Annotated in this window: 18 protein-coding genes; 12 read left to right on the top strand and 6 right to left on the bottom strand. The window is 37.9% G+C overall.

Translation table 11 applies throughout. From position 1 onward, the window contains the following. Nucleotides 1–52 precede the first annotated feature (52 nt). The 4 genes from OM074_RS13095 (at nucleotide 53) to OM074_RS13080 (ending at nucleotide 7292) form a co-directional block, all read left to right on the top strand. Nucleotides 53–2113 carry an acetate--CoA ligase family protein gene (locus tag OM074_RS13095; RefSeq protein WP_301200121.1) on the top strand — a complete coding sequence of 687 codons (2061 nt, stop codon included), beginning with the start codon at nucleotides 53–55 and terminating at the stop codon, nucleotides 2111–2113. A gap of 1400 nt (nucleotides 2114–3513) precedes the next feature. Then, on the top strand, nucleotides 3514–4710 hold the full coding sequence (locus OM074_RS13090) for an efflux RND transporter periplasmic adaptor subunit (protein WP_301200119.1): 1197 nt from the start codon (nucleotides 3514–3516) through the stop codon (nucleotides 4708–4710). A gap of 10 nt (nucleotides 4711–4720) precedes the next feature. Beyond that, nucleotides 4721–6208 carry a TolC family protein gene (locus OM074_RS13085; protein WP_301200117.1) on the top strand — a complete coding sequence of 496 codons (1488 nt, stop codon included), beginning with the start codon at nucleotides 4721–4723 and terminating at the stop codon, nucleotides 6206–6208. Between the two features lie 202 nt (nucleotides 6209–6410). After that, complete coding sequence (locus OM074_RS13080) at nucleotides 6411–7292, top strand: RluA family pseudouridine synthase (protein ID WP_301200115.1); 882 nt, start codon at nucleotides 6411–6413, stop codon at nucleotides 7290–7292. 86 nt (nucleotides 7293–7378) lie between these two features. Here the strand turns inward: OM074_RS13080 and OM074_RS13075 are convergent, their stop codons facing one another. Next, nucleotides 7379–7942 (bottom strand): hypothetical protein, encoded by a 564-nt coding sequence (locus tag OM074_RS13075; RefSeq protein WP_301200113.1) that lies wholly within the window; start codon nucleotides 7940–7942, stop codon nucleotides 7379–7381. 209 nt (nucleotides 7943–8151) lie between these two features. Here OM074_RS13075 and OM074_RS13070 point away from each other — a divergent pair, with 209 nt between their 5' ends. Next, entirely contained in the window at nucleotides 8152–9420 is a 1269-nt protein-coding gene (locus OM074_RS13070) for an LVIVD repeat-containing protein (protein ID WP_301200111.1), read from the top strand. 485 nt (nucleotides 9421–9905) lie between these two features. Here OM074_RS13070 and OM074_RS13065 read toward each other — a convergent pair whose 3' ends face one another. The 3 genes from OM074_RS13065 to OM074_RS13055 all read right to left on the bottom strand — a co-directional run bounded on the left by OM074_RS13065 (nucleotide 9906) and on the right by OM074_RS13055 (nucleotide 13173). Continuing rightward, entirely contained in the window at nucleotides 9906–11738 is a 1833-nt protein-coding gene (locus OM074_RS13065; RefSeq protein ID WP_301200109.1) for a B12-binding domain-containing radical SAM protein, read from the bottom strand. Nucleotides 11739–12066: 328 nt separating this feature from the next. Then, nucleotides 12067–12684, bottom strand: a complete 618-nt coding sequence (locus tag OM074_RS13060) for a YhaZ family DNA alkylation repair protein (RefSeq protein ID WP_301200107.1) — start codon at nucleotides 12682–12684, stop codon at nucleotides 12067–12069. A 54-nt stretch (nucleotides 12685–12738) separates the two neighbouring features. Next, on the bottom strand, nucleotides 12739–13173 hold the full coding sequence (locus OM074_RS13055) for a hypothetical protein (protein ID WP_301200105.1): 435 nt from the start codon (nucleotides 13171–13173) through the stop codon (nucleotides 12739–12741). A gap of 451 nt (nucleotides 13174–13624) precedes the next feature. On the opposite strand from OM074_RS13055, the gene ilvA reads away from it, so the two are divergent. Further along, the gene (gene ilvA / locus OM074_RS13050; protein ID WP_301200103.1) at nucleotides 13625–14884 is read left to right on the top strand and encodes a threonine ammonia-lyase IlvA; all 1260 of its coding nucleotides are present in this window, start codon (nucleotides 13625–13627) and stop codon (nucleotides 14882–14884) included. Nucleotides 14885–14929: 45 nt separating this feature from the next. On the opposite strand, the gene OM074_RS13045 is transcribed toward ilvA, so the two are convergent. Further along, complete coding sequence (locus OM074_RS13045; protein WP_301200101.1) at nucleotides 14930–17095, bottom strand: PAS domain-containing sensor histidine kinase; 2166 nt, start codon at nucleotides 17093–17095, stop codon at nucleotides 14930–14932. Nucleotides 17096–17189: 94 nt separating this feature from the next. On the opposite strand from OM074_RS13045, the gene OM074_RS13040 reads away from it, so the two are divergent. Further along, nucleotides 17190–18506: a DEAD/DEAH box helicase gene (locus OM074_RS13040; RefSeq protein WP_301200099.1), complete on the top strand. Its 1317-nt coding sequence runs from the start codon at nucleotides 17190–17192 to the stop codon at nucleotides 18504–18506. A gap of 111 nt (nucleotides 18507–18617) precedes the next feature. On the opposite strand, the gene OM074_RS13035 is transcribed toward OM074_RS13040, so the two are convergent. Further along, a complete protein-coding gene (locus OM074_RS13035; RefSeq protein WP_301200097.1) occupies nucleotides 18618–18836 on the bottom strand; it encodes a Nif11-like leader peptide family natural product precursor in 219 nt (72 codons plus the stop codon). 294 nt (nucleotides 18837–19130) lie between these two features. Between OM074_RS13035 and OM074_RS13030 the strand changes: the two genes are divergently transcribed. The 5 genes from OM074_RS13030 to ftsY all read left to right on the top strand — a co-directional run bounded on the left by OM074_RS13030 (nucleotide 19131) and on the right by ftsY (nucleotide 22166). Then, on the top strand, nucleotides 19131–20153 hold the full coding sequence (locus OM074_RS13030; RefSeq protein WP_301200095.1) for an AI-2E family transporter: 1023 nt from the start codon (nucleotides 19131–19133) through the stop codon (nucleotides 20151–20153). A gap of 218 nt (nucleotides 20154–20371) precedes the next feature. Beyond that, nucleotides 20372–20614, top strand: a complete 243-nt coding sequence (rpmB, locus tag OM074_RS13025) for a 50S ribosomal protein L28 (protein ID WP_301200093.1) — start codon at nucleotides 20372–20374, stop codon at nucleotides 20612–20614. A gap of 12 nt (nucleotides 20615–20626) precedes the next feature. Then, nucleotides 20627–20815, top strand: a complete 189-nt coding sequence (rpmG, locus tag OM074_RS13020; RefSeq protein WP_301200091.1) for a 50S ribosomal protein L33 — start codon at nucleotides 20627–20629, stop codon at nucleotides 20813–20815. A gap of 11 nt (nucleotides 20816–20826) precedes the next feature. Continuing rightward, nucleotides 20827–20979 carry a DUF4295 domain-containing protein gene (locus tag OM074_RS13015; protein WP_301200089.1) on the top strand — a complete coding sequence of 51 codons (153 nt, stop codon included), beginning with the start codon at nucleotides 20827–20829 and terminating at the stop codon, nucleotides 20977–20979. A 236-nt stretch (nucleotides 20980–21215) separates the two neighbouring features. Next, complete coding sequence (gene ftsY, locus OM074_RS13010; protein ID WP_301200087.1) at nucleotides 21216–22166, top strand: signal recognition particle-docking protein FtsY; 951 nt, start codon at nucleotides 21216–21218, stop codon at nucleotides 22164–22166. Nucleotides 22167–22344 lie beyond the last annotated feature (178 nt).

The raw sequence follows: 22344 nt of genomic DNA, 5'->3' as shown, positions 1-22344 counted from the left end.
ATGAATTTATGAGTTTTGGTAATACCGTTTGTTTAATATCAAAATCTGAAAAATGATAAACAATCAACTTTTAAATCCCCAAAGCATTGCCGTTATTGGAGGATCTGATGATCTGACAAAGCCCGGAGGTAAAATACTCCAAAATATTGTAGCAAGTTTTAAGGGCGCGATTTATGTTACCAACTTAAAGTCGCCAGATGTTCAGGGGCAGAAAACCTTTTCATGTGTTGAAGACATACCGGCTAAGGTTGATTTAGCAGTGTTGGCTGTTGCTGCAAAATTTTGTTTGGGTGCAGTTAAAACCCTTGCCATACAGAAAGGCACAAAGGCATTTATTATTATTTCGGCAGGCTTTGGAGAGGAAAGTGAAGAAGGCGCCAGGGTGGAGCAAGAGATTGTGGATGTTATCAATTCGGTTGGGGGATGTTTGATTGGCCCAAATTGTATTGGGATGATGAATAGTGTTCACCATAGTGTATTTACAGCACCGATCCCGGATTTGCAGGATGAGGGAGCTGATTTCATTTCAGCCTCAGGGGCTACCGCAGTTTTTATTTTAGAAGCGGGGATGCCTTTAGGACTAAAGTTTAATAGTGTTTATTCGGTTGGTAACAGTGCGCAAATTGGGGTGGAAGATATTTTGGAATACCTTGATGAAACTTTTGATTATGAGAGGAGCTCCCGTATCAAGCTCTTGTATATGGAGAGTATAAAAGATGCCGCAAAACTGCTAAAGCATGCCAGATCGTTAAATAAGAAAGGATGTAGGATTGCGGCAATAAAAGCGGGTTCCTCGGATGAGGGTAGCAGGGCTGCATCGAGTCATACCGGGGCAATAGCCAACCCGGATGTGGCAGTAGATGCTTTGTTTAAAAAGGCAGGGATAGTCCGCTGCTATGGCAGGGGGGAGTTGGCTACGGTGGCAGCAGTTTTTATGTGTAAAGAGTTGGAAGGTAAAAAACTGGCCATTGTTACCCATGCTGGTGGTCCAGCAGTAATGCTAACGGATGCCCTTTCGGGTGGAGGGTTTAACATTCCAACATTAAAAGGGGAGAAAGCATCGGCTTTAAAAGAAAAACTTTATGATGGGTCGAGTGTGGCCAACCCTATTGATTTTTTAGCTACAGGCAATGCGGAGCAACTGGGACATATAATTGATGCTTGCGAAAATGATTTTGATGAGATAGATGGTATGGTGGTTATTTTTGGAAGTCCTGGACTTGTTCCTGTAAAAGATGTTTATGAAATGCTTCATCATAAGATGCAAATTGGTTCTAAACCAATTTTTCCGGTATTGCCCTCAATTATCAATGTGAAAAATGATATAGAATACTTTGTATCCAAAGGAAATGTTTGTTTTCCGGATGAAGTGTTGTTTGCCGAGGCGTTGATTAAAGTTCAGAACCGGCATAGGGACTTGTTTGAAACTGATCCTATTGATGTGGTAGATGCAATTGCAGGAATTGTAGCTCAGAATAAGGATGGGTATTTAGCTCCTGAGGTAGTAAGTGAAGTTCTGGCGTTAGCCGGTATCCCTTTTGTGGAAGAGGTTGTGGTTACTCAGGAAGATGAACTTGAAAATGTAGCAAATAAAATAGGCTTTCCTGTTGTGATAAAGGTGGTTGGCCCGGTACATAAATCAGATGTGGGCGGTGTTGTGTTGGATATTGATAATATGGATAGGCTAACAAAGGAGTATCAACGTTTAATGGATATCCAGGGAGCGCAAGGAGTGTTGATTCAACCTATGGTTTCGGGAATAGAGCTGTTTTTGGGTGCAAAATACGAAGAGGGCTTTGGACATGTGGTATTGTGTGGCTTGGGGGGTATTTTTGTTGAAGTAATGGGAGATGTTAGTTCTGGTTTGGCTCCTTTGTGCAAACAGGAAGCATTGGGTATGATTAAAGCATTAAAAGGGTATGATATTTTAAAAGGAGTCAGAGGAGTAGATGGCGTTTCAATTGATGGATTTGTTGATGTTATTGTGAAATTTTCCAATATGCTGACGTATACCCCTGAAATAAAAGAGATAGATATAAATCCCTTGATGGGGAACCGGGATACGATTATTGCTGTGGATGCCAGGATCAGGGTGGCGCATGGTTGGAAATAGAGAAATAGCTATTAGCTGATAGGACGGCTGCGCCTTTAGGACGCTTCGCTTTAGCTTGATTGCTTGCTACTACAGCATTTTTGCTCAGGAGCAGCATTTTCCCGGATCCGTTCTTTATAAGCGCCCTGTAAATAAGATCGGATCCATATAATTTAGCCATTAGCAGATAGAACGGCTACGCCTTTAGGACGCTTCGCTTTAGCTTGATTGCTTGCTACTAATACACATTTTGCTCAGGAGCAGCATTTTCCCGGATCAGATCTTTATAAGCGCCTTGTAAATAAGATCGAATCCGTATAATTTAGCTATAAGCAGATAGGACGACTATGCCTTTAGGACGCTTCGCTTTAGCTTGATAACTTGTTACTACAGCATTTTTGCTCAGGAGCAGCATTTCCCCGGATCCGATCTTTATAAGCGCCTTGTAAATAAGATCTGATCCGTATAATTTAGCCATTAGCTGATAGAACGGCTACGCCTATAGGACGCTTCGCTTTAGCCTGATTGCTTGCTACTACAGCATTTTTGCTAAGAAGCAGTATTTCCCCGGATCCGTTCTTTATAAGCGCCCTGTAAATAAGATCGGATCCATATAATTTAGCCAATAGCTGATAGGACGGCTATGCCTTTAGGACGCTTCGCTTTAGCCTGATTGCTTGCTACTACAGCATTTTCCCGGATCAGATCTTTGTAAGCGATTTGTAAAAAAGATCGGATCCGTATAATTTAGCTATAAGCAGATAGGACGGTTACGCCTTTAGGACGCTTCGCTTTAGCTTGATTGCTTGCTACTACAGCATTTTTGTACAGGAACAGCATTTTCCCGGATCAGATCTTTATAAGCACCTTGAAATTAAGATCAGATCCGTATAATAGTCATTAGCTGATAGGACGGCTACGCCTATAGGACGCTGCGCTTTAGCCTGCTTGCTTGCTACTACAGCATTTTTGCTCAGGAGCAGTATTTCCCGTATCCGATCTTTATAAGCACCTTGAAATTAAGATCGGATCCGTATAATTTAGCCATTAGCTGATAGGACAGCTACGCCTTTAGGACGCTACGCTTTAGCTTGAATGCTTGCTACTACAGCATCTTTTGCTCAGGAGCGGCATTTTCCCGGATCCGTTCTTTATAAGCGCCCTGTAAATAAGATCGGATCCATATAATTTAGCCATTAGCTGATAGAACGGCTGCGCCTTTAGGACGCTTCGCTTTAGCCTGATTGCTTGCTACTACAGCATTTTTGCTCAGGAGCAGCATTTTCCCGGATCCGTATTAATCAGGCAAATTGTCTGTGTAATATCTGCTAAAAATCATATTTGTAAATGTTAACCCTTACTTTTTGGGGGATATTGTATATTTTTATGGCTGTTTTGCAATAAAAATTACAAAGGACTATATGATGCAAAAAAATATTTGGGTAATTGTATTGATAACGATAGCGTTAGGTTGCCAATCGAAGCAATCGGAATTGATAACGGGGAAATTTGAGACCTACAAAATTGATGTGGGCAATATTGAAACATTTGTTCCAACAGAGGGGTATGTAATCCCGGCCAATGAAGTGCTCTTGCTAAGTCCTGCCGCGAGTATCGTAGCAAAAATTGTAAAGGAACCCGGCCATCCGGTAAAAGAAGGTGATGTAATCGTAAAACTGGATACTAAATCTATTGAGGCCAAAATAGAACAGCTTAACGATCAATTGGCTGTAAAAGAAAATAATCTGGAAAAGAACAGGTTGAATGCCAGAAGCACCAGGGCTGATCTGGCTTATAATGAAGAAACTAAAAAGTTAAAAATTGCCTCTATAAAATCTACCCTTGCCGATCAAAAACAATTGTTGGAAGTAGGGGGTATTTCACAGGCCAAATATGATAAGACCAAGCAAGAGCTGGTTTTGGCAGAAAAGGACTTAAAGTTGGTTCGGGAAAAAAACTCTATCAGGATTGCACAGTTGGCTGCTGATGAAAAAGGATTGTTGCTGCAAATTGAAATGCAGCAAAAGGAGCTTGGTAATCAGAAAGAGTTACTCGGATTAATGGAGGTTAAAGCCCCTTCGGATGGGATTGTCCTTTCGGTAAACGCTAAAGAGGGTGAAAAAATCCAGGGAGAAAAGTTGCTTGTTACCATGTCCGATCTGTCGCGGCTTAAAATCAGGGCTTCTATCGATAGTAAGTTTAAAAATCTTATAAAAACTGGTCGAAGGGCTTATGTTTTGGTCGATAAAAACCGTCTGGAGGGAAGGGTAGCCAGCGTTAATCCTCAGTTGGAGAATAATAACTTAGGTTTTACGATTTGCTTAACAGAAAGTGACCATCCAAAGTTAATCCCAAATCAAAAGGTTAACCTTGAAGTTGTTAAAAGAGCAAGGTATGATGTGTTGAGGATAAAACGGGGTTCTTTGTTTAATAATAAGAAGAATCAGAAAGCCTTATTGGTTAGCGGTGACAGTGCCGTTCGTAAGGAAGTTACATTGGGTTTGATTACCGATGAGTTTATTGAGGTTAAAGAGGGGCTTAAAGAAGGGGATGAAATCGTAATATCATCAGAAGTTCCGTTAAAAGAGGTGGGATCTGTAAAAATAGAAAAGCGTTAAAGGGTGTGGGATGAGACGAATTGTTTGCATTATTACAGGGGTGTTCTTTTTAGTTTTAGTAAAGGCAGAATCACAGGAAAAGAAATTAAACCTCAGCTTAAGAAATGTGGTTGATTTAGCAGTAAGTCAGTCTTCTGCTGTTAAATATGCACAAAACCGGTATGAAAATAACTATTGGAGGTGGAAGAACTTTCAAACCCAGTTTCGCCCTCAGTTTGTGTTGAGTGGTGATTTGCCTAATTATGAGGAAGGCACCCGGCCTATTACCCAGAATGATGGTAGTGTGCAGTTTAGGGAGGTGGGTTATTTTAAAAACAGTGCGCAGTTATCGGTTAACCAGTCCATACCGCAATCAGGAACTTACATTTACGCAAAAAGTACGCTTTTTAGGTATGAGGATTTAGTTCATGAATACACAAACTTTCAGGGGAATCCATTTTTGATTGGTGTTACACAACCGATTTTTGCCTATAACTGGATGAAGTGGTCGAAAAAAACAGAGCCATTGATTTATAATGAAGCCCAAAAATATTTTATTGAATCACTGGAAGATATTTCCAGAAAAGCTGTTTCGTTGTTTTTTACCTATTTAAAAGTGCAAACCAATTTTAAACTGGCAGAAAATAGTTTAAACAACAGCAAGGATAACCTTAGAATTGCAGAGACAAAAATCAAACTGGGTATTATTAGTGAAAATGATTACTCAAGGATAAAATTATCGGTACTAACTGCCCAAAAGGCCTTGAGTCAGGCCACTATGGATTTAAGAAATGCGGATTTTGCACTGAAAAAATATATCGGACTGGATCAGTCAACCAATGTGGAGTTGTCAATGCCATTAAATATGGTTCTGTTTAATGTGGATCCGGATAAGGCTTTAGAAGAAGCTCTTGCCAACAGGAAAGAGACGACCGCGTATGAGCGCCGGCTTATTGAGGCCAGGCGTGATTTGACCAAGGCAAAAAGAGATAATGGATTGGCGGCCACTTTAAAAGGGACTTATGGAACTACGAATATAGCAGAGGAGATTCCGGGTGTATACGAGAATACGGTGAATCAGCAATCGCTCCGCATATCCTTATCTATTCCTCTTCTGGATTGGGGTAAGTCTTCTTCAAACGTAAAGCTGGCCGAAAGCAAGCGTGACTTGGTTTTATTTGATGTGCAGCAGGATAAGGAAAATTTTGAGCGTAATGTTATTGTGCAGGTCGAACAGTTTGGTTTGCTCAAGGATCAGTTGGATATTGCCAAGGAAGCAGATAAAGTGGCCGAAAATGGTTACCTGATTGCCTTAAAAAAATTTCAGAATGGAGAGATTAGTATCACCGATCTGAATATTTCTTTATCAGACAGGGAGAAGGCAAAAAGAGATTATGTGAAGTCATTGGAAACTTACTGGTTGTCGTACTACAGGTTGAGGGAACTTACGCTTTTTGATTTTGAGAGTAATGAAAAAATCATGTACAGCAACCCCTTGTTGGAAGGACTGAAACAGTAACAAGTAACAATGATCAGTGATCAATTAACAATGATCAATTAACAAGTAAAAATTAACAAGTAACCTGCAACACGCAACTCGCAACCAGCAGCCAGTAACAAGTAGCAGGCAATAGGTAACAAGTAATCGATAATACGTAACAATTAACCTGCAACCAGTAACACGCAACCAGTAGCCAGTAACAAATTTTATATCTTTGATAATGCAATTAATACTACAGGAAAAGGGTATTGTTCCCATAAGTGATAATCCCCAAAGGTTATCGGATGTGGCTCCGGAAATATTTAAATCACTTCCATCTAAAAAGAGTGTTAAAAAAGCAGTGAAAAATGGTTTGGTGTATGTTAATGGCAAAAAAGGGCATACAGCGGATTATATGTCAGGCGGAGAATTACTCGAACTTTATCAGGATTGTAGTGTTAAAAACAAACCGGTAATTGATATCCCCATAGATGTTATTTATGAAGATGAATTTCTGGCTGTAGTCAGCAAGCCAGCCGGGCTTGTAGTAAGTGGCAATAAAAAGCGAACACTTGAAAATGCACTACCGGCAAATCTAAAAAAAAGCAAACAGGAGGGTGCGCTTGACTACCCGGAACCCATTCATCGGTTGGATTATCCCACAAGCGGAGCTTTGCTGGTAGGGAAAACACGAAAAGCTGTTATTGAGTTGAATAAGATTTTTGAAAACCGGGAGATTACCAAAAAATATATGGCTGTTGCCGTAGGAGAAATGAACACGGCTGGTATTGTGGAAAAGGATGTTGATCAAAAGTATGCAAAGTCTGCCTTTAAAGTACTGCATACTGTGGTTTCAGATAAATTTAAAAAGCTAAATCTGGTTGAACTGACCCTTTTTACCGGAAGAAGGCATCAGCTAAGGCAGCATATGGCTTCATTGGGTAATCCTATATTAGGCGATGAATTGTACGGTATTGAAGGTTTAATATTAAAAGGCAAAGGTTTGTATCTTCATTCTTTTTTATTAGAGTTTTATCATCCTTTTCTTGACAAGCCGATGAAGCTGACAGTGCAAATCCCTAATAAGTTTATGCGAATTTTCCCTGACTCTTTGGAAAAATAAACTTTTTTATACCATTTTGACAATGAAATGAGCACTTATAAGGGTTTTGACATTAATGATTAGTTGCCTCCAGTAAAATATTTTTTCTAAAATATCCTAAGCCCAATTCTAATTAAAAACCTGTTGTATTTCACAGATCTTTGCAAATCGTCCAGCCACCAATCTTCAATACTATACGAATACTCCTGAAACCTATATCCTATAGCAGTATAAAAAGCAGCTACACCTTTTGTAGGAAACACATATCCAATTTCTGTATTAATAAAGTCCCCGCCGTGGGTGTTTTTTATTTGTCTCCAATCATCCTCTGCATCATCTAAAGGGATCACCCTGCCCAAAGAGGCTCCGAAATAAACAGACTGTTTATTGGTTGTGGGAAAAATAATCTTGATGTTACCTCCAATAGTTGCCATGTTTATGTCCATCCATTCTAAACCGGTAGTTAAACCAAATGCAAAATTTTTATTAAAAAGATAATTGTGTTCCATTTGTATGGAACTGACAATAGTATTGTTGTCCCTGCCGGAACCAATTAGCTGACCATATGAAGTATAGTTTTGGTAACCAGTTTGTTTGTCCGGTGTTTTGCTTTGCTGACAGACTATAGTTGTAGGTATCAGGATAAAGAGAATGGAGATTAAATTTTTCATAAGCAGGTATAATTAGTTTTTTAGATGATGGTTCGAAATATAGATGGTTGCGTATAAAAATAAATAAAAATAATCTACGCAACCATTTATTATTTGTCTCATCATTACAGTGTAAATAAATTCTTATATTGATATTTAACCCCAACGGACATAAAAGAAAACTCCGTATCGCTGTAATCTCTTGTGTTCAGTTTTACAAAAATGTAATCATGAAAGCGAAACTACTTTACATTGCCTTAATCGGTATAGCCCTGGTACAATTTAGTTGTACTAACCAAATTGAAGAAACATACGTTGTAAACACTCCGGAATATTTAAGCTATTCCGATTTACGGTCTTCTTTCTCTGTTTTGCCCCCTGAAGATATTAACCAGGCCGGGAAGATTTATTTTAAGGACAACTTTATTTTTATCAATGAATATCAAAAAGGGATTCATGTAGTGGATAATTCAGATCCGTCGAATCCGCAAAAGGTATCGTTTATAGAAATCCCCGGTAATATTGATATGGCTATTAAAGGAGATAAGCTGTATGCGGATAGTTATATAGATTTGCTGACCATTGATATTAGTGATATGGATAATATCACTGAAGTAGATAGGGATGAGGAGGCCTTTCCTTATATAATACCAGAGGTAGTTTCGGGAGTAGTAGAAAGCGTGGATGTGGAAAAGGGTGTTATTGTTGGGTATACTCAAAAGGAGGTTTCGCATAAGGTAGATGATAACCAATATTATTATGAGGTAATGCCCACCTGGCGAGGCGACTTTTTAGCTATGGATATGGCCTCGGCAAGCGTAAATGGTAGCGGCACAGGTGTAGGCGGCTCTATGGCCCGTTTTACCTTGTACGATAACTATTTGTATGCTATAGATAATGCATCTTTGCGCTTGTTTAATGTGTCAGATGCATCTGATCCTGTATTTGAAAAGCAAATTTATATCAGCTGGCAGATTGAAACCTTGTTTCCATATGAGGATATGTTATTTATAGGAGCCCAAAGCGGCATGTTTATTTACAGCCTGCAAAATCCCGCTAACCCGCATTTTATTTCTGAGTTTACCCATGCCACCGCTTGCGACCCGGTTGTAGTGGAAGGTGATTATGCATACGTAACCCTTAGGGGTGGAAACCTTTGTGGTGCTATCGAAAGCCAGCTTAATGTGATTGATATTTCAAATATGGAAGCGCCAAAGCTATTGAAAGAATATTCCATGAGTGAGCCTTATGGGTTGGGGATAGATGATGGAGTGCTTTTTATTTGTGATGGAAATGATGGTTTAAAAATATTTAATGCCGAAGATCCTTTAGTTATAACAGATAAGCAGTTGGCACATTATAAGGATATCAATGCTTTTGACGTAATACCATTGGGGGATGTATTATTGATGATAGGAACGGATGGTCTGTATCAATATGATTATTCTGATTTGGAGAATATTACCCTTTTGAGTCATATTCAGGTGTATAACCAATGATCAATAGCCATTAGCTGGTAGGATAGCTACGCCTTTAGGACGCTGTGCTTTCCTCAAACGCTAAAGCTACTCAGCGGAAGCGCTAGCTTAAATGCTTGCTACTACAGCATTTTTCCTCAGGAACAACATTTCCCCGGATCCGTTCTTTATATGTAATTTGTAAATAAGATCGGATCCGTAAAAAGCAGGCCAATAGTCAATAGAGTCAATGGTTATTGGTCAATGGTCAATAGTTATTGGTCATTGGTTATTGGTCAAGGTCATTGGTTATTGGTCAAAGGTCATTGGTTTATAGGACAATGAAGGGTATTAGTCAATAGTTATTATGCGTATTGTTGGAGGTGATGGTTGTAACAGAAAGCCTTACGTATCGCAAGTTGGTGCGTGGCCTTTGGATGTTCGAATACCTTTAGATTCTATTCAGAAGGGATATAATACTCAAAATACTTAGGTTCTTATCCCTTATCAAATCCTTTTAATCCTGTCTATAATCTCACCAGCGATACAATATTTGAATATTCCTCATTATAATATAAAATATGAGCTTGCTTTAAATGTGAAAGCACTTCAACTAATCGTTCTTTTGAAATATGAGGGAGCGATGCATTAACATGAAGTTGTAAATTTGCAAAAGATGTAACTTGATTTTGGGTTGCTTTTAATACAAGGCCATATTCCGGTCCATCAAAAACAATATTTTCAATCTCTTCATCATTACAATATTCTGTATAATAAACTACGCCATTGTGTTCCTGGGTTTTGTAGGTAAAACAGTTTTCCTTATAGTAGTTTTCAATCTCCTGTAGTTTGTCCCATTCCTTGATGTTTTCAGGGATGTTCTTTTCGTACCGGAACAAATGAAACCTGTTTTCGTCACCATGAAAATAGTCAGGCAACAGATAGGTTAAAATATCATAGTTGTATGTATTGCGCTCCTCTACTGACAACATGCGGTAATATTTACTCATGGAAGATAATACCAGGTTGACGAAATTATGCTCAAAGGAAATTACTGCATCGTTATAAAAGAAACGTGTAAAATGCAGGTTGTCAATGCACTCCTGAGCATCCTCTTCGGTTTCATAAGGTATATGTTTTATTACATTTACATAAGGATAAATGCCTTGTTTCAAACTCTCTTTCACAAAAAACAAATTGTCGGAGAAGCTACTTTTCTTGTTCATCTTTTGCAACAATACATCCGAAAGCCCATCGTAGCCGATAAACAAATTTTTGAACCCGGCAATGGCCATCCGTTCTATCATAGCGGCATCTATTTCTGGGTTAGGAATGATTTCAGCCCAAAACTCAAGATCTTCGGCTGTTCTTAATTTAAGGTCTATAATCAGGTTGAGCAATTTATTAAAGTGCTCTTTGTTGCCAAAAGTGTCGCTATCAACAAACGAAAAGGTGGAAAACCCATATGTGTTGTAAATATATTCAATTTCGGCAACTATGCATTCCGGAGTCCTCATCCGTAGTTTATACCCGGTGTTAAAATCGCAAAACTTGCATTTGCCCCAATTACAAGAGCGAATTGAGTTGATCGGGATATTTACCTTATCCATATCATCCTGATGAGGATGTTGAGTTGTATAATCACTGAAATCAGGGTAGAGGTAATTATTAAAATCAAGGTATTCGCTTTTGCTGGTAGCCGATTTTATCAGTTCGTCACCATTGCGATACATAAAACGAGGAATAATAGCATAGTCAGGTTTTTCTTTTTCCAGTTCCTGATAAAATAGCCATAAGGGGTATTCGCCCTCGCCCCAGGTGGCCATATCAAAATACGGGCATATTTTCATGGCTTCATGCGCTGCGTTACTGTTGCCAAATCCACCTACCACAACTTTTATGTGGGGTGCGATTTTTTTTACCGCCCCAGCTAAAATCATACCTGGAATCCATTGGTTGTATTTGGCACTGATCCCAAAAATCTTTGTTCTGCTAAAATCAAAATCGCTCAAGCCGTTTTCGATGTTTTGCAAAATCCCTGATTTCATTTCCTGCAAAAGCTCCTGATAGTAACTGTGCCCATAAGTCTTGTATGCTGGTTTTACTTTTTGCAAGAACGACGCAATACGTTTGTTGCCTTTTGTATTATTGTGCAGGTCGTTTAATATGGATAAAAAGGGTAGTAGCCTAATCTCAGTATCCTCACTGTCCGAGTGCTCCAATATGGGTGATAGCTCGAAGTTCCAGTATTTTACACCTGTACTGACACCTTTATCCTCCATAAAGGATTTTAAGATAGATAAGGATATGGATGGAGTGTGTATATCAAGCGGAGGCAGGCAGTTTAATAGTATTTGCATAAAAAATAGATAATAGGCTTTGTAATATATCAGATGAGCAAAAATAGAGAATTATATGTAAACCCCGAAGCTTTTCAAAACCTTGGGGGTGGATAAGTATAATGACAGTTTTTTATAATAATAGTGGTTGTTCTACATATAAGATAGGAGTTAGAGAATTGTCACTGATGTTTTTTTATCATAGGATTGTCCTCTCGAAACGAGGTATTCAAAAACGACCTTATCGCCATCAATTTCAATATGTAATATAAAGAATGCCCTTAGATCCCCAATTCTTTTTCTATATGCGTTATTATATCCAACCAATTCCCTTTAATCGAATTCATCTTTACTCCATCAAAAGTTCAAAATCATGTTTATGCAACTCCTTGCCATTCACCACTAAGGCTATTTGATGTAATCCGGGGTAATATTTTCGGGTGGTAATGGGTTTTATGGCATGTTTGCGCTGAACAATATTATTTGAGCTGGCTGAGTAGTTCTTTTCACTGATTTTAAAAATCTTTTTAGCCAACGATCCATTGGCCTTTATAAAATAAATGTAGTACTCCAAACGTATGGTGGTTGCTTCGGAGCCATTGTTTTTTATTGAGAAACTAAAATCAAGGTGATTTCCAAAAACAACTTTGGGAGTATTGATTTTAAAATCATTTACTTTTATGTCATCGGAATGATTAAACCCAAATAAACTCATGGCTTTGGGGTGCGCCTGTTTTAATAAAGTTCTGCAGGCATGTTTCACAATCCAATCTGTGTTTTTAGAGGTGCCTTTCCATTGAGAGGCCATATCTAATACAACATCGGGATGATCTTTAGAAATATCATTTAAATTATTGGCAACACTTTTTCTTACAAAATCCGATTCATCGTTTTTTAAGTTTTCGAGAATAGGAAAGATAGGAGCCGGATCTTTCTTTAAATCGGGTAAGGCAACAGCCCAGGGCAACCGAGGGCGACATCCTTCAGATGCAAAGCGCCTTACGTTTTGATGAGGATGTTTCTACCATTGTAACATCTGCTTCATCATTTGTTTGGGGTATTTTATAATATAAGGACGAACAGCAAATTCACAACTCACAAACTGAGTTATTTTTTCCATGGCAGCAATTGATTTTTGCAGGTGATCAACTCCATATAACTCAACATAGTTGGGCATTACCATGTGCGTAATATTCATTTGGGTATTTTCCTTTTCAATAATATCGGTTATACCAACAATAATATCAATGGCCTGGTTGTAATCTTTGGGTAGTTGCTTGTGTAGCTTTTGGGTAACATGTTTCATTCTACCCTTTAATTCTAATGCTTCCCATTCATGGTTAAAAACATCTGTATTAAACTGCTCCAGATTAAAGTTATTGGAGATTTGCTTAATGGTATTACCCAGCTGTGTTATTACTTCAGGGGTAAATAGGTTTTTAAATGGTTCTGCCATAGTGTTTTCGTTTTGCTACAAACAAAGATAGTAAAGAGAATGATGTAGATTGAAAAATTTAGAATAAAGACAAGAAATACCTGTAGAATACTTAGTTTCTTTTAAGAAAACTCATGATTCCTACGCTCACACTTTTGATTCTCCTAAAGGGGAAATTCCAACGCACTGTGCGGATGTAACTTCCCTTTTAGAGCCTGTCCCGAACTTGTATTCGGGAAGACTGAGGGGTGTGAGTGGGCTAATAGAAAAATCAGCAGTTTTCTTGTAAGCACTACGTAACATTTTATAAACATCTAAAAAATGCTTTATCCTATTGTATTCAGATCTTTATACTTTTGTCTTTATACTTTATACCAAATATATAAGTGATTGCCTTATTATCAAATGTAGCCCATCCCAAAAGATTAATTGTAATTTGTACATTTGCAGCATTACTCAATGAACAAAAGAAATGAACGATCAAAATACATACATTCCGCAACAGGAAGACATTATCAATGCGGTATCTCGTTTAAAAGGAGTTATTCGTCAAACCCCTTTGGAATACAACCATACTTACTCTGAAAAATATCAGGCCGATATTTATTTTAAACGCGAAGATCAGCAAGTGGTACGCTCCTATAAAATAAGGGGAGCCTATAATAAAATGGCATCACTGCCTGCCGAAGTTATAAATAAAGGAGTGGTGTGTGCCAGTGCAGGTAATCATGCGCAAGGAGTTGCCTTTTCTTGTTTCCTGTTAAAGGTTAAGGGAACTATTTATATGCCCACAACTACGCCGCAACAAAAAATTAAAAGAGTAAACACCTTGGGGAAAGAGTGGGTGGAGGTTGTTTTGGTAGGTGATACTTTTGATGAGGCCAATGAGGCGGCCTTAAAGTTCAGCGAGGATAATAACCTGTCTTTTATTCCGCCATTTGATGATCCCAAAGTTATTGAAGGTCAGGGCACCGTTGGGATGGAGATATTGGAAGAATTGCCGGATGCTGATTTTGTATTTATACCTGTTGGGGGTGGGGGATTGTCTGCTGGTATGGGGGCGTATTTAAAGCAATCATTACCAGATATCAAACTGATAGGGGTGGAGCCCGAAGGGGCACCTGCCATGTATTATTCTTTAAAGGCAGGTGAAATAGTTGCGCTTGATGAAATAGATAAGTTTGTAGATGGTGCGGCCGTACAACGCGTTGGGGATTATAACTTTCCAATATGCCAAAAGTACCTGGATGATATGCTGCTGGTTCCTGAAGGAAAAGTGTGCACCAAAATTTTAGAGTTGTACAATAATGAAGCTATTGTGGCTGAGCCTGCAGGTGCCTTGTCGGTGGCAGCATTGGAGCAGTATAAAGAGCAAATAAAAGGTAAAAAAGTAGTATGTATTATTAGTGGGGGCAATAATGATATTACCCGAACAGAAGAAATTAAAGAGCGTTCTTTGCTGTATGAGGGACTAAAACACTATTTTATTGTGCGCTTTCCTCAACGGTCGGGGGCTTTAAAAGAGTTTGTAAACGATATCCTTGGTCCTGATGATAATATTGTGTTGTTTGAGTATGCCAAAAAGATAAATCGTGAAAAAGGTCCTGCATTGGTTGGAATAGAGCTAAAAGATAAAAATGATTTTGAACCATTGCTGGCCAGGATGAAAGCCCGGAATTTTTACGGGGAATATGTGAATAAGAATCATGACTTGTTTGCTTATCTGATTTAATTGTATTTAAATCAGGTAGTTATTGTTTTTTTAAGAGAGGGTAGTTTATTCTGCTATGGTAAAAGTGAATTTTGTTCCCTTTTGCACTTCGCTTTCTACCCATATCTTGCCGTTATGTTTTTCAATAAATTCCTTGCACACAACCAGGCCTAAGCCAGTACCTTTTTCCTGGTTGGTGCCCAAAGAGGTGAACTCTTCAGATACATCAAATAGCTTTTCAATCTTGCCTTTGTTGATGCCAATCCCATAGTCAATTACAGATATTTCTACAGTTTTGTCTTTTCGGCTTGCATGGAGTTCAATAGTGCTTTCCTGATAAGAAAACTTAATGGCGTTTTGCAAAAGGTTCCGCAATATGGTTTCCAGCATTATTCTATCAGCAACTACCATAAAGTTATCCGGAATAAAGCACTTTATGCTAATTTTTTTGCCGGTTAAATTTAGTTTCAGGTATTCAATGGCCGATTTTGATATGTTGTTTAGTTCTAGCGGACTGGGTTTGAAATAAAATTTACCGGTTTGCATTCTCGACCAATACAATAGGTTGTCCAGCAGCCCCAATGTTTGTTGGGTGGTTTTGTAAATTGCCTCAGTAATTTCTTTGGCAGCATTATAATCTTCTGTTTCAATCCTGTTGATCACAATTTCGTTTAATCCCAAAATGGCGTTGAACGGAGATCTTAAATCGTGTGTGATAATAGAGAATACTTTATCCTTGAACCTGTTCAATTCGAATAAATACTTTTCGTGCTTCTTGCGTTCGGTAATATCGGTATGGGTACCAATCATTCTAACAGGCTGTCCATCAACATCACGTTCAATAATAATCCCCCTGTCCAAAATCCATTTGTAGGTTCCGTTTTTGCATATCACACGATGCTCATTTTTATAATACTCCGTTTCTCCTTTTATATGTTTTGCAATGTCCTCATACGTCCTCTCTTTGTCGTCCGGATGTACCCGCTTGTCCCACTCTTCCAATGTGTTGCCGATCTCATGTTCACTAAAGCCCAGCATTTTTTTCCATTGGGTCGAAAAAAATACCCTGTTGGTTTTTATATCCCAGTCCCAAAGGCCATCCTTGTTTCCTTCTATAGCAAATTTCCATCTCAGCTCACTGTCGGCCAAAGCTTTTTTTAGGTGTTTTCGCTGCGATATATCAATATGGGTACCGATCAAACGATAAGGTTTGCCTTTTGAATCAAAATAGCAGTTGCCCCTTGATAAAATATCTATCCAGTTGCCGTTTTTATGTTTCATCCTGAATTCAATATCAAAACGGTCTTTTTTACCTTCCAAATGTTCACGCAGGGTTTTGTTTGTTTCCTCCTTGTCCATTGGGTGTACCAGTTTTTGCCAAACCTCAAAACTGTTTTCAAGTTCTTCATCCTTATAGCCCAGCATGCTTTTCCAGTTTGGCGAAAGGTATATTTCATTTGATAATAGATTCCAATCCCAAAGCCCGTCCTTGGTGGACTGCATAGCTAGTTCAAACCGTTGTTTTGCTTCTTCAAGTTCGATTTCAAGCTCCTTTCTCTTGGTGATATCCGATGCGTGGCCTTCAATCACTATCTCGTCATCGATAACAGACTTGTACATAAACTGATCGTGTAGCCAAATCCATTTGCCGGAATTTGACTTTATTCTATATTCGACGGAGTAAATACCCCCTTTTTCATAATTTTCAACCTCTTCTTTAACTCTTTGTATGTCATCCGGGTGTATGGAATTTTTCCATATAAAAGGATCTGATTTTAATTGTGCCGGATCATATCCCAAAATTTCTTTTACCTGGTGACTCCAGAATAGCGAGCCTTTTTTATTTGAAAATTTGTAAAGTATATCCGGAGAGTGGGTTACAAAGTTTTGGTAATTTTCCTCACATTGTTTGAGTCTCCTTTTTGCTTCAATGAGTTCAGTAATGTCTTCAGTAATGGTAAAAACGCATGAGCTATTTGAATTTTCATCAGCAACAGGAATAATTTTTTGCCTGAAGGTATGGGGATCTTTTAATATATTATATTGTTCAGATAGAGCTGAAGGGTTTTGCGATTTAAGGAATTCTGTTTGTTTGGGGTTTGTGTAGCAGGATGTACCATCTTTATCAAATAATTGAATTCCAATGGGTAATTGATTGATCACTTCCTTGTAAAGCCCGATCTCCCGATTTAAATCCTCTATCTTCTTCTGTAGATCCTCAAAATTCTCCATAAATTCCTCAATTTGCTTACCGTATGTGGATTTTACAATTTACTTAAATTTCTGAACTATTCATATACCCTGATAAAGAATGTATCTTTGTGCCATGCATAAGAAAAGAAAAGAATATCTAAATAAACTTGGCATTGATGCCCTGAATGAAATGCAGATAAAGGCCTGCGAGTTTATAGAAAACAACCATAACCTGGTATTGTTATCACCAACGGGATCGGGTAAAACGTTGGCATTTTTACTTCCGTTGTTGGATAAAGTGCATCCCGGCAGCGAAAGAACACAACTGTTAATACTGGCACCAGCCCGTGAATTGGCCCTGCAAATAGAGCAGGTGGTCAGGAGTCTGGGAACGGGTTTTAAATGCTTGTGCTGTTACGGGGGGCATTCCATCCAAACAGAACGGAATAGTTTAAAGCATCCTGCAGAAATAATAGTCGGTACTCCGGGCAGGATTGCCGATCATGTGCGCCGGGGCCATATTTCTACTGATTATATAAAGTACCTTGTTTTAGATGAATTTGATAAAGCACTGGAGTTAGGTTTTCACAACGAGATGCAGGATATTATCTCAGAAGCCTGGGCTGTTAAACAACGGGTGCTTACATCAGCTACCAATATGGATGAGATTCCCGGCTTTGTTCGAATGAAAGAATATCAGGTTCTGGATTTACTGCCGCATGAAGCAATTCAGGAAAACCTGACTTTAAAAGCCGTGCGCTCAGAAGGCAAGGATAAATTGGGAGCCTTTTTTAATTTGGTTTGCAGTTTAGGTAACGAACCCATGGTGGTGTTTGCTAATCATCGTGATGCTGTAGACAGGATAAGTAAGCATCTGGATGAAATGGGACTTGTTCATGATGTGTTCCATGGAGGGTTAAAACAGGAAGAGCGTGAAAGGGCTTTGGTAAAATTCCGCAATGGAAGCCATCACTTGTTGCTTACAACGGATCTGGCTTCGCGGGGACTGGATATACCCGATATTAAATATGTGATTCATTATCACTTTCCAAAAGAAAAGGAATCCTTTATTCACAGGAACGGAAGGACTGCACGGATGAAAGCCTCGGGTGTGGCGTACCTGATTTTTGCTGAGCAGGAAGAAATGCCGGAGTATATTGATCATGAGGTGCTGTTTGAAAGTCTTGAGGTAAATGTGAATTTGCCTGAATTACCCCAATGGCAAACCCTTTATCTGGATAAGGGAAAAAAAGATAAAGTGAATAAAATTGATGTTGTTGGGCTGTTATTGAAGAAAGGCAAGTTAAAAAAAGATGAATTAGGTTTGATAGACGTTTTAGACCATTCTGCTTTTGTGGCAGTACAAAGGAGTAAGGTCAGGCAGATATTGGGCTTGTTAAATAATGAAAGAATTAAAGGGAAAAAGCTGAGGATTGCTGTTTCGAAATAAAAGCAGGGAAACAGTATCGATATTACTGATCATTATTTTCAGGTAGTATGGGTAGGTAGTATAAATAATGGCAGAATTTCCATGGAAAAACTGCCATTATCCATGCTACTTTTATACCCAGATTCCTTTCTTTGGAGGATTCCCAAACGAAGCAAAGTCATCACCATTTTCACGAAGAACTTCTTTTAACTCTTCAGCCGAAAACTCAAAACCATCTTCTTTAGCAAGTTCTGCAAATTTTTCTTCAGAAAAACAGTTGTCGTACTTAATACGAAATTCTCTGTCGTCTGCACCCTTGTCGAGTAAATCTAAAACACTTTTCTTTGACATAATTTATATATTTAATATTTGAAAGTAAAAATAGGCAAAAAAATAAAATATGACACAAAAAGTGGGTTAAAAAATATAAAACAATAGTTTTAGTATGTAAAATGTTTTGAAATGTAATATTTGAATATATAGTTGATGGCTTGGTTTTAAATGTGTTTCTTGCAGCAAATTTTAAGTGATTGGAAGAAACATTTTAAATAATTGTCGGTTGTATAATTTTATTGTAATTAGTTAAGCTAAGTTTTCTAATTCATACAGCAGGTTATTATTGGCATAAAACAAAATAAAAATAGAATGAAGGATCTTAGAACAACAAATGTGTTATTGTTATTATTGGTTATCCCTGTAATTTTTTACCTGTTAAAAACACTTTCTTTTATATTTATCCCACTCGTGTCTGCAATGTTTATAGCACTGCTTTTTTTGCCTTTGTTAAGGTGGCTGAGCAGGAAAAAGGTGCCAAAGTACTTGAGCATTATTTGTATTGTGGCAATCATTGTTGGGGTATTTAAGCTGGGAGGGGTACTTATTGGTTTGGCCAGTAATGAAATTTTATCGGCCAATAGCATGTTTTTTGATAAGGCAGAAGCCAAGCTTGTTGACCTGGTTGTTTCGCTTGAAGAGTTTTTTGGTATTACCAGGATACAGGGAAATAATGTACTGATGCATTATTTTGGAAATGGTGATATAGTTAATAAAATTGGTTTTTCACTTGATTTTTTAAGCAACCTGCTGTCAGGAACCTTGATGACAGCTTTTTTTGTAGTGTTGTTGCTTTCCGGATCTGTTGATTTTGAAAAGTTGCTCAATAGTACCCTGATAAAAGTAAAGCATTCGTCAGTTAAAATATTCAGAAAAATTGAGAAAGATATTATCAAGTTTGTTATTGTAAAGTTTGTTATCAGCCTTTTTACTGGTGTGGGCTTTGGTTTGGCTTGTGTTGCGTTTGATGTAAGTTTTCCTATATTTTGGGGATTGTTTGCTTTTACAATCAATTTTGTACAAATGGTGGGGTCGGTTGTTTCTGTGGGATTGCTCTCGGCTTTTGCTTTTGTAGAGATGGAAAATATGAGTGGTTTGCTTTTCTTTTCGCTTGTGTTAACGGGGGTTCAGGTGGTGATGGGGGCTGTTTTAGAACCTATATTTATGGGAAAAACCTTTTCGGTTAATATTATAGCTATTTTGATTATGTTAATGTTTTGGGGGTATATCTGGGGCATTCCGGGTTTAATATTATCTATCCCAATAACAGTATTTGTAAAAATTATTATGGACCAGTTTCCTCGGTATCGGGTTATTGCAGAGTTATTGTCGTAAAATAGGCTGTTTTGAGTCAGAGTATAGAGAGTTGTAATAATTCTGTTTTGTAGCAGGGTAGAAATTGTAATTTGCATGCTTTTATGGATTTGTTGTTTGATATATTGAAACAATAAAAAAATAGTATAAATTTTATTTCTCAATATTTGTTATTTCCGATAAAAATCAGTTATTTTGCGCTCTGTTTGAAAAATGTATCCGAAAAAAACGATTGAAAAATGTCAAGAGTTTGTGAAATAACTGGAAAAAGGTTCATGGTTGGGAACAATGTGTCTCACTCAAAAAGAAGAACCAAAAGAAGATTCGATGTGAATCTGTTTAAAAAGCGCTTCTTCTTGGTTGAGGAGAACCGTTGGATCAACCTAAGGGTTTCAGCTTCCGGGCTTAGAATGATCAACAAAGTTGGTTTATATGCTGCTTTGAAATCCGCTCAGGAAAAAGGTTTTATAACTAAATTTTAAGGGGATTAAGAGATGGCTAAGAAAGCAAAAGGTAACAGAGTTCAAGTAATTCTTGAATGTACAGAGCATAAAGAGAGTGGCATGGCTGGAACTAGCAGATATATTACTGTTAAAAACAGAAAAAACACTCCGGATAGAATGGAACTTAAAAAGTATAACCCAATTTTGAAGCGTTATACTGTTCATAGAGAAATCAAATAAATATTTGAATTATGGCTAAGAAATCAGTAGCAACCTTACAAACAGGAGGCGGTAAAGGTCACACTAAAGTGATTAAAATGGTAAAGTCGCCTAAAACTGGTGCATACTCTTTTAAAGAAGAGATCGTAACCAATGAAGAAGTAAAGAATTTTTTCAAAAAATAATTTTGCGATAGCAAAAGACCTTTTTACAAAAGAGCTTCCTTTATGGTAAAGGAAGCTTTTTTGTATATAATATTGTGCAATAAAAGGTTTGTCAGGTAGTAGTGTTATATTGGAACTGGATTTGTTTTCAATATTTTTTAATGCATATAACTGAATAGCCATATTATAAATGGTTATTTTATGTATATTTAACAGCGCTATTATCTAATGTCTCAAAATCTAATAGTCTGAAATATATGGGATTATTTGGAAGTTTTACACGGGAAAAAAAAGAAAGCCTGGATAAAGGCCTGGCTAAAACAAAAGAAAGTGTATTTAAAAAGCTAACCCGTGCCGTTGCCGGACGCTCAAAGGTTGATGATGAAGTTCTGGATGAACTGGAAGAGGTATTGATTACTTCTGATGTTGGTGTAGATACTACATTAAAAATTATTGAACGTATTGAGGAACGTGTATCCAGGGATAAGTTTTTAAGTACTTCTGAATTAAATAATATCCTAAAAGAAGAGATTGTTGAACTCCTGTCTGAAAACCAGGTGGAGGGGGAAGGTGATTTTGAACTTCCAAAATCTAATGAGCCCTATGTGATCATGGTTGTGGGGGTAAATGGTGTTGGAAAAACTACTACTATCGGTAAATTGGCCCATAAATTCAAGGCCGCAGGTAAAAAAGTGGTGCTGGGTGCTGCCGATACTTTCAGGGCTGCAGCAATTGAGCAATTACAGGTTTGGGCCGACAGGGTTGATGTTCCTTTGGTAAAACAGAATATGGGTTCCGATCCGGCTTCTGTGGCGTTTGATACCTTATCGTCGGCAAAGGCGCAAGGTGCCGATGTGGTGATCATTGATACCGCCGGACGACTGCACAATAAGGTAAACCTGATGAATGAGCTTACAAAGGTTAAAAAGGTGATGCAAAAAGTAGTGCCTGGTACGCCTAATGAAATTATTCTCGTGCTGGATGGTTCAACAGGACAAAATGCATTTGAACAGGCCAAAGAGTTTACCAAAGCTACAGAAGTAAATGCCTTAGTGATTACCAAATTGGATGGTACTGCAAAAGGTGGGGTTGTGATCGGGGTTTCCGACCAATTCCAGATCCCTGTAAAATACATAGGTATTGGTGAAGGGATGGATGACCTGCAAGTGTTTAACCGTAACGAGTTTGTTGATTCGTTATTTAATTAATCAGGTATAAAGTATAAAGACAAAAGTATAAAGATGAATAATCTATTTTGTCTTTAATATTTAACAATAGTTAGTTAGTTAGTTAGTTAGTTAGTTTTTTATAAGTGTTAGATTATGAGATACTTAATAAAATCAACTCAAGTTAGGTAAAGATCTTATTTTAAGCATCTTGCAAATA

Source organism: Plebeiibacterium marinum, assembly GCF_026013615.1.
Taxonomy (GTDB): domain Bacteria; phylum Bacteroidota; class Bacteroidia; order Bacteroidales; family Marinilabiliaceae; genus Saccharicrinis; species Saccharicrinis marinus_A.
The sequence above is the reverse complement of the archived record's forward strand: the minus strand, read 5'-3'. Positions and strand labels throughout refer to the sequence as shown.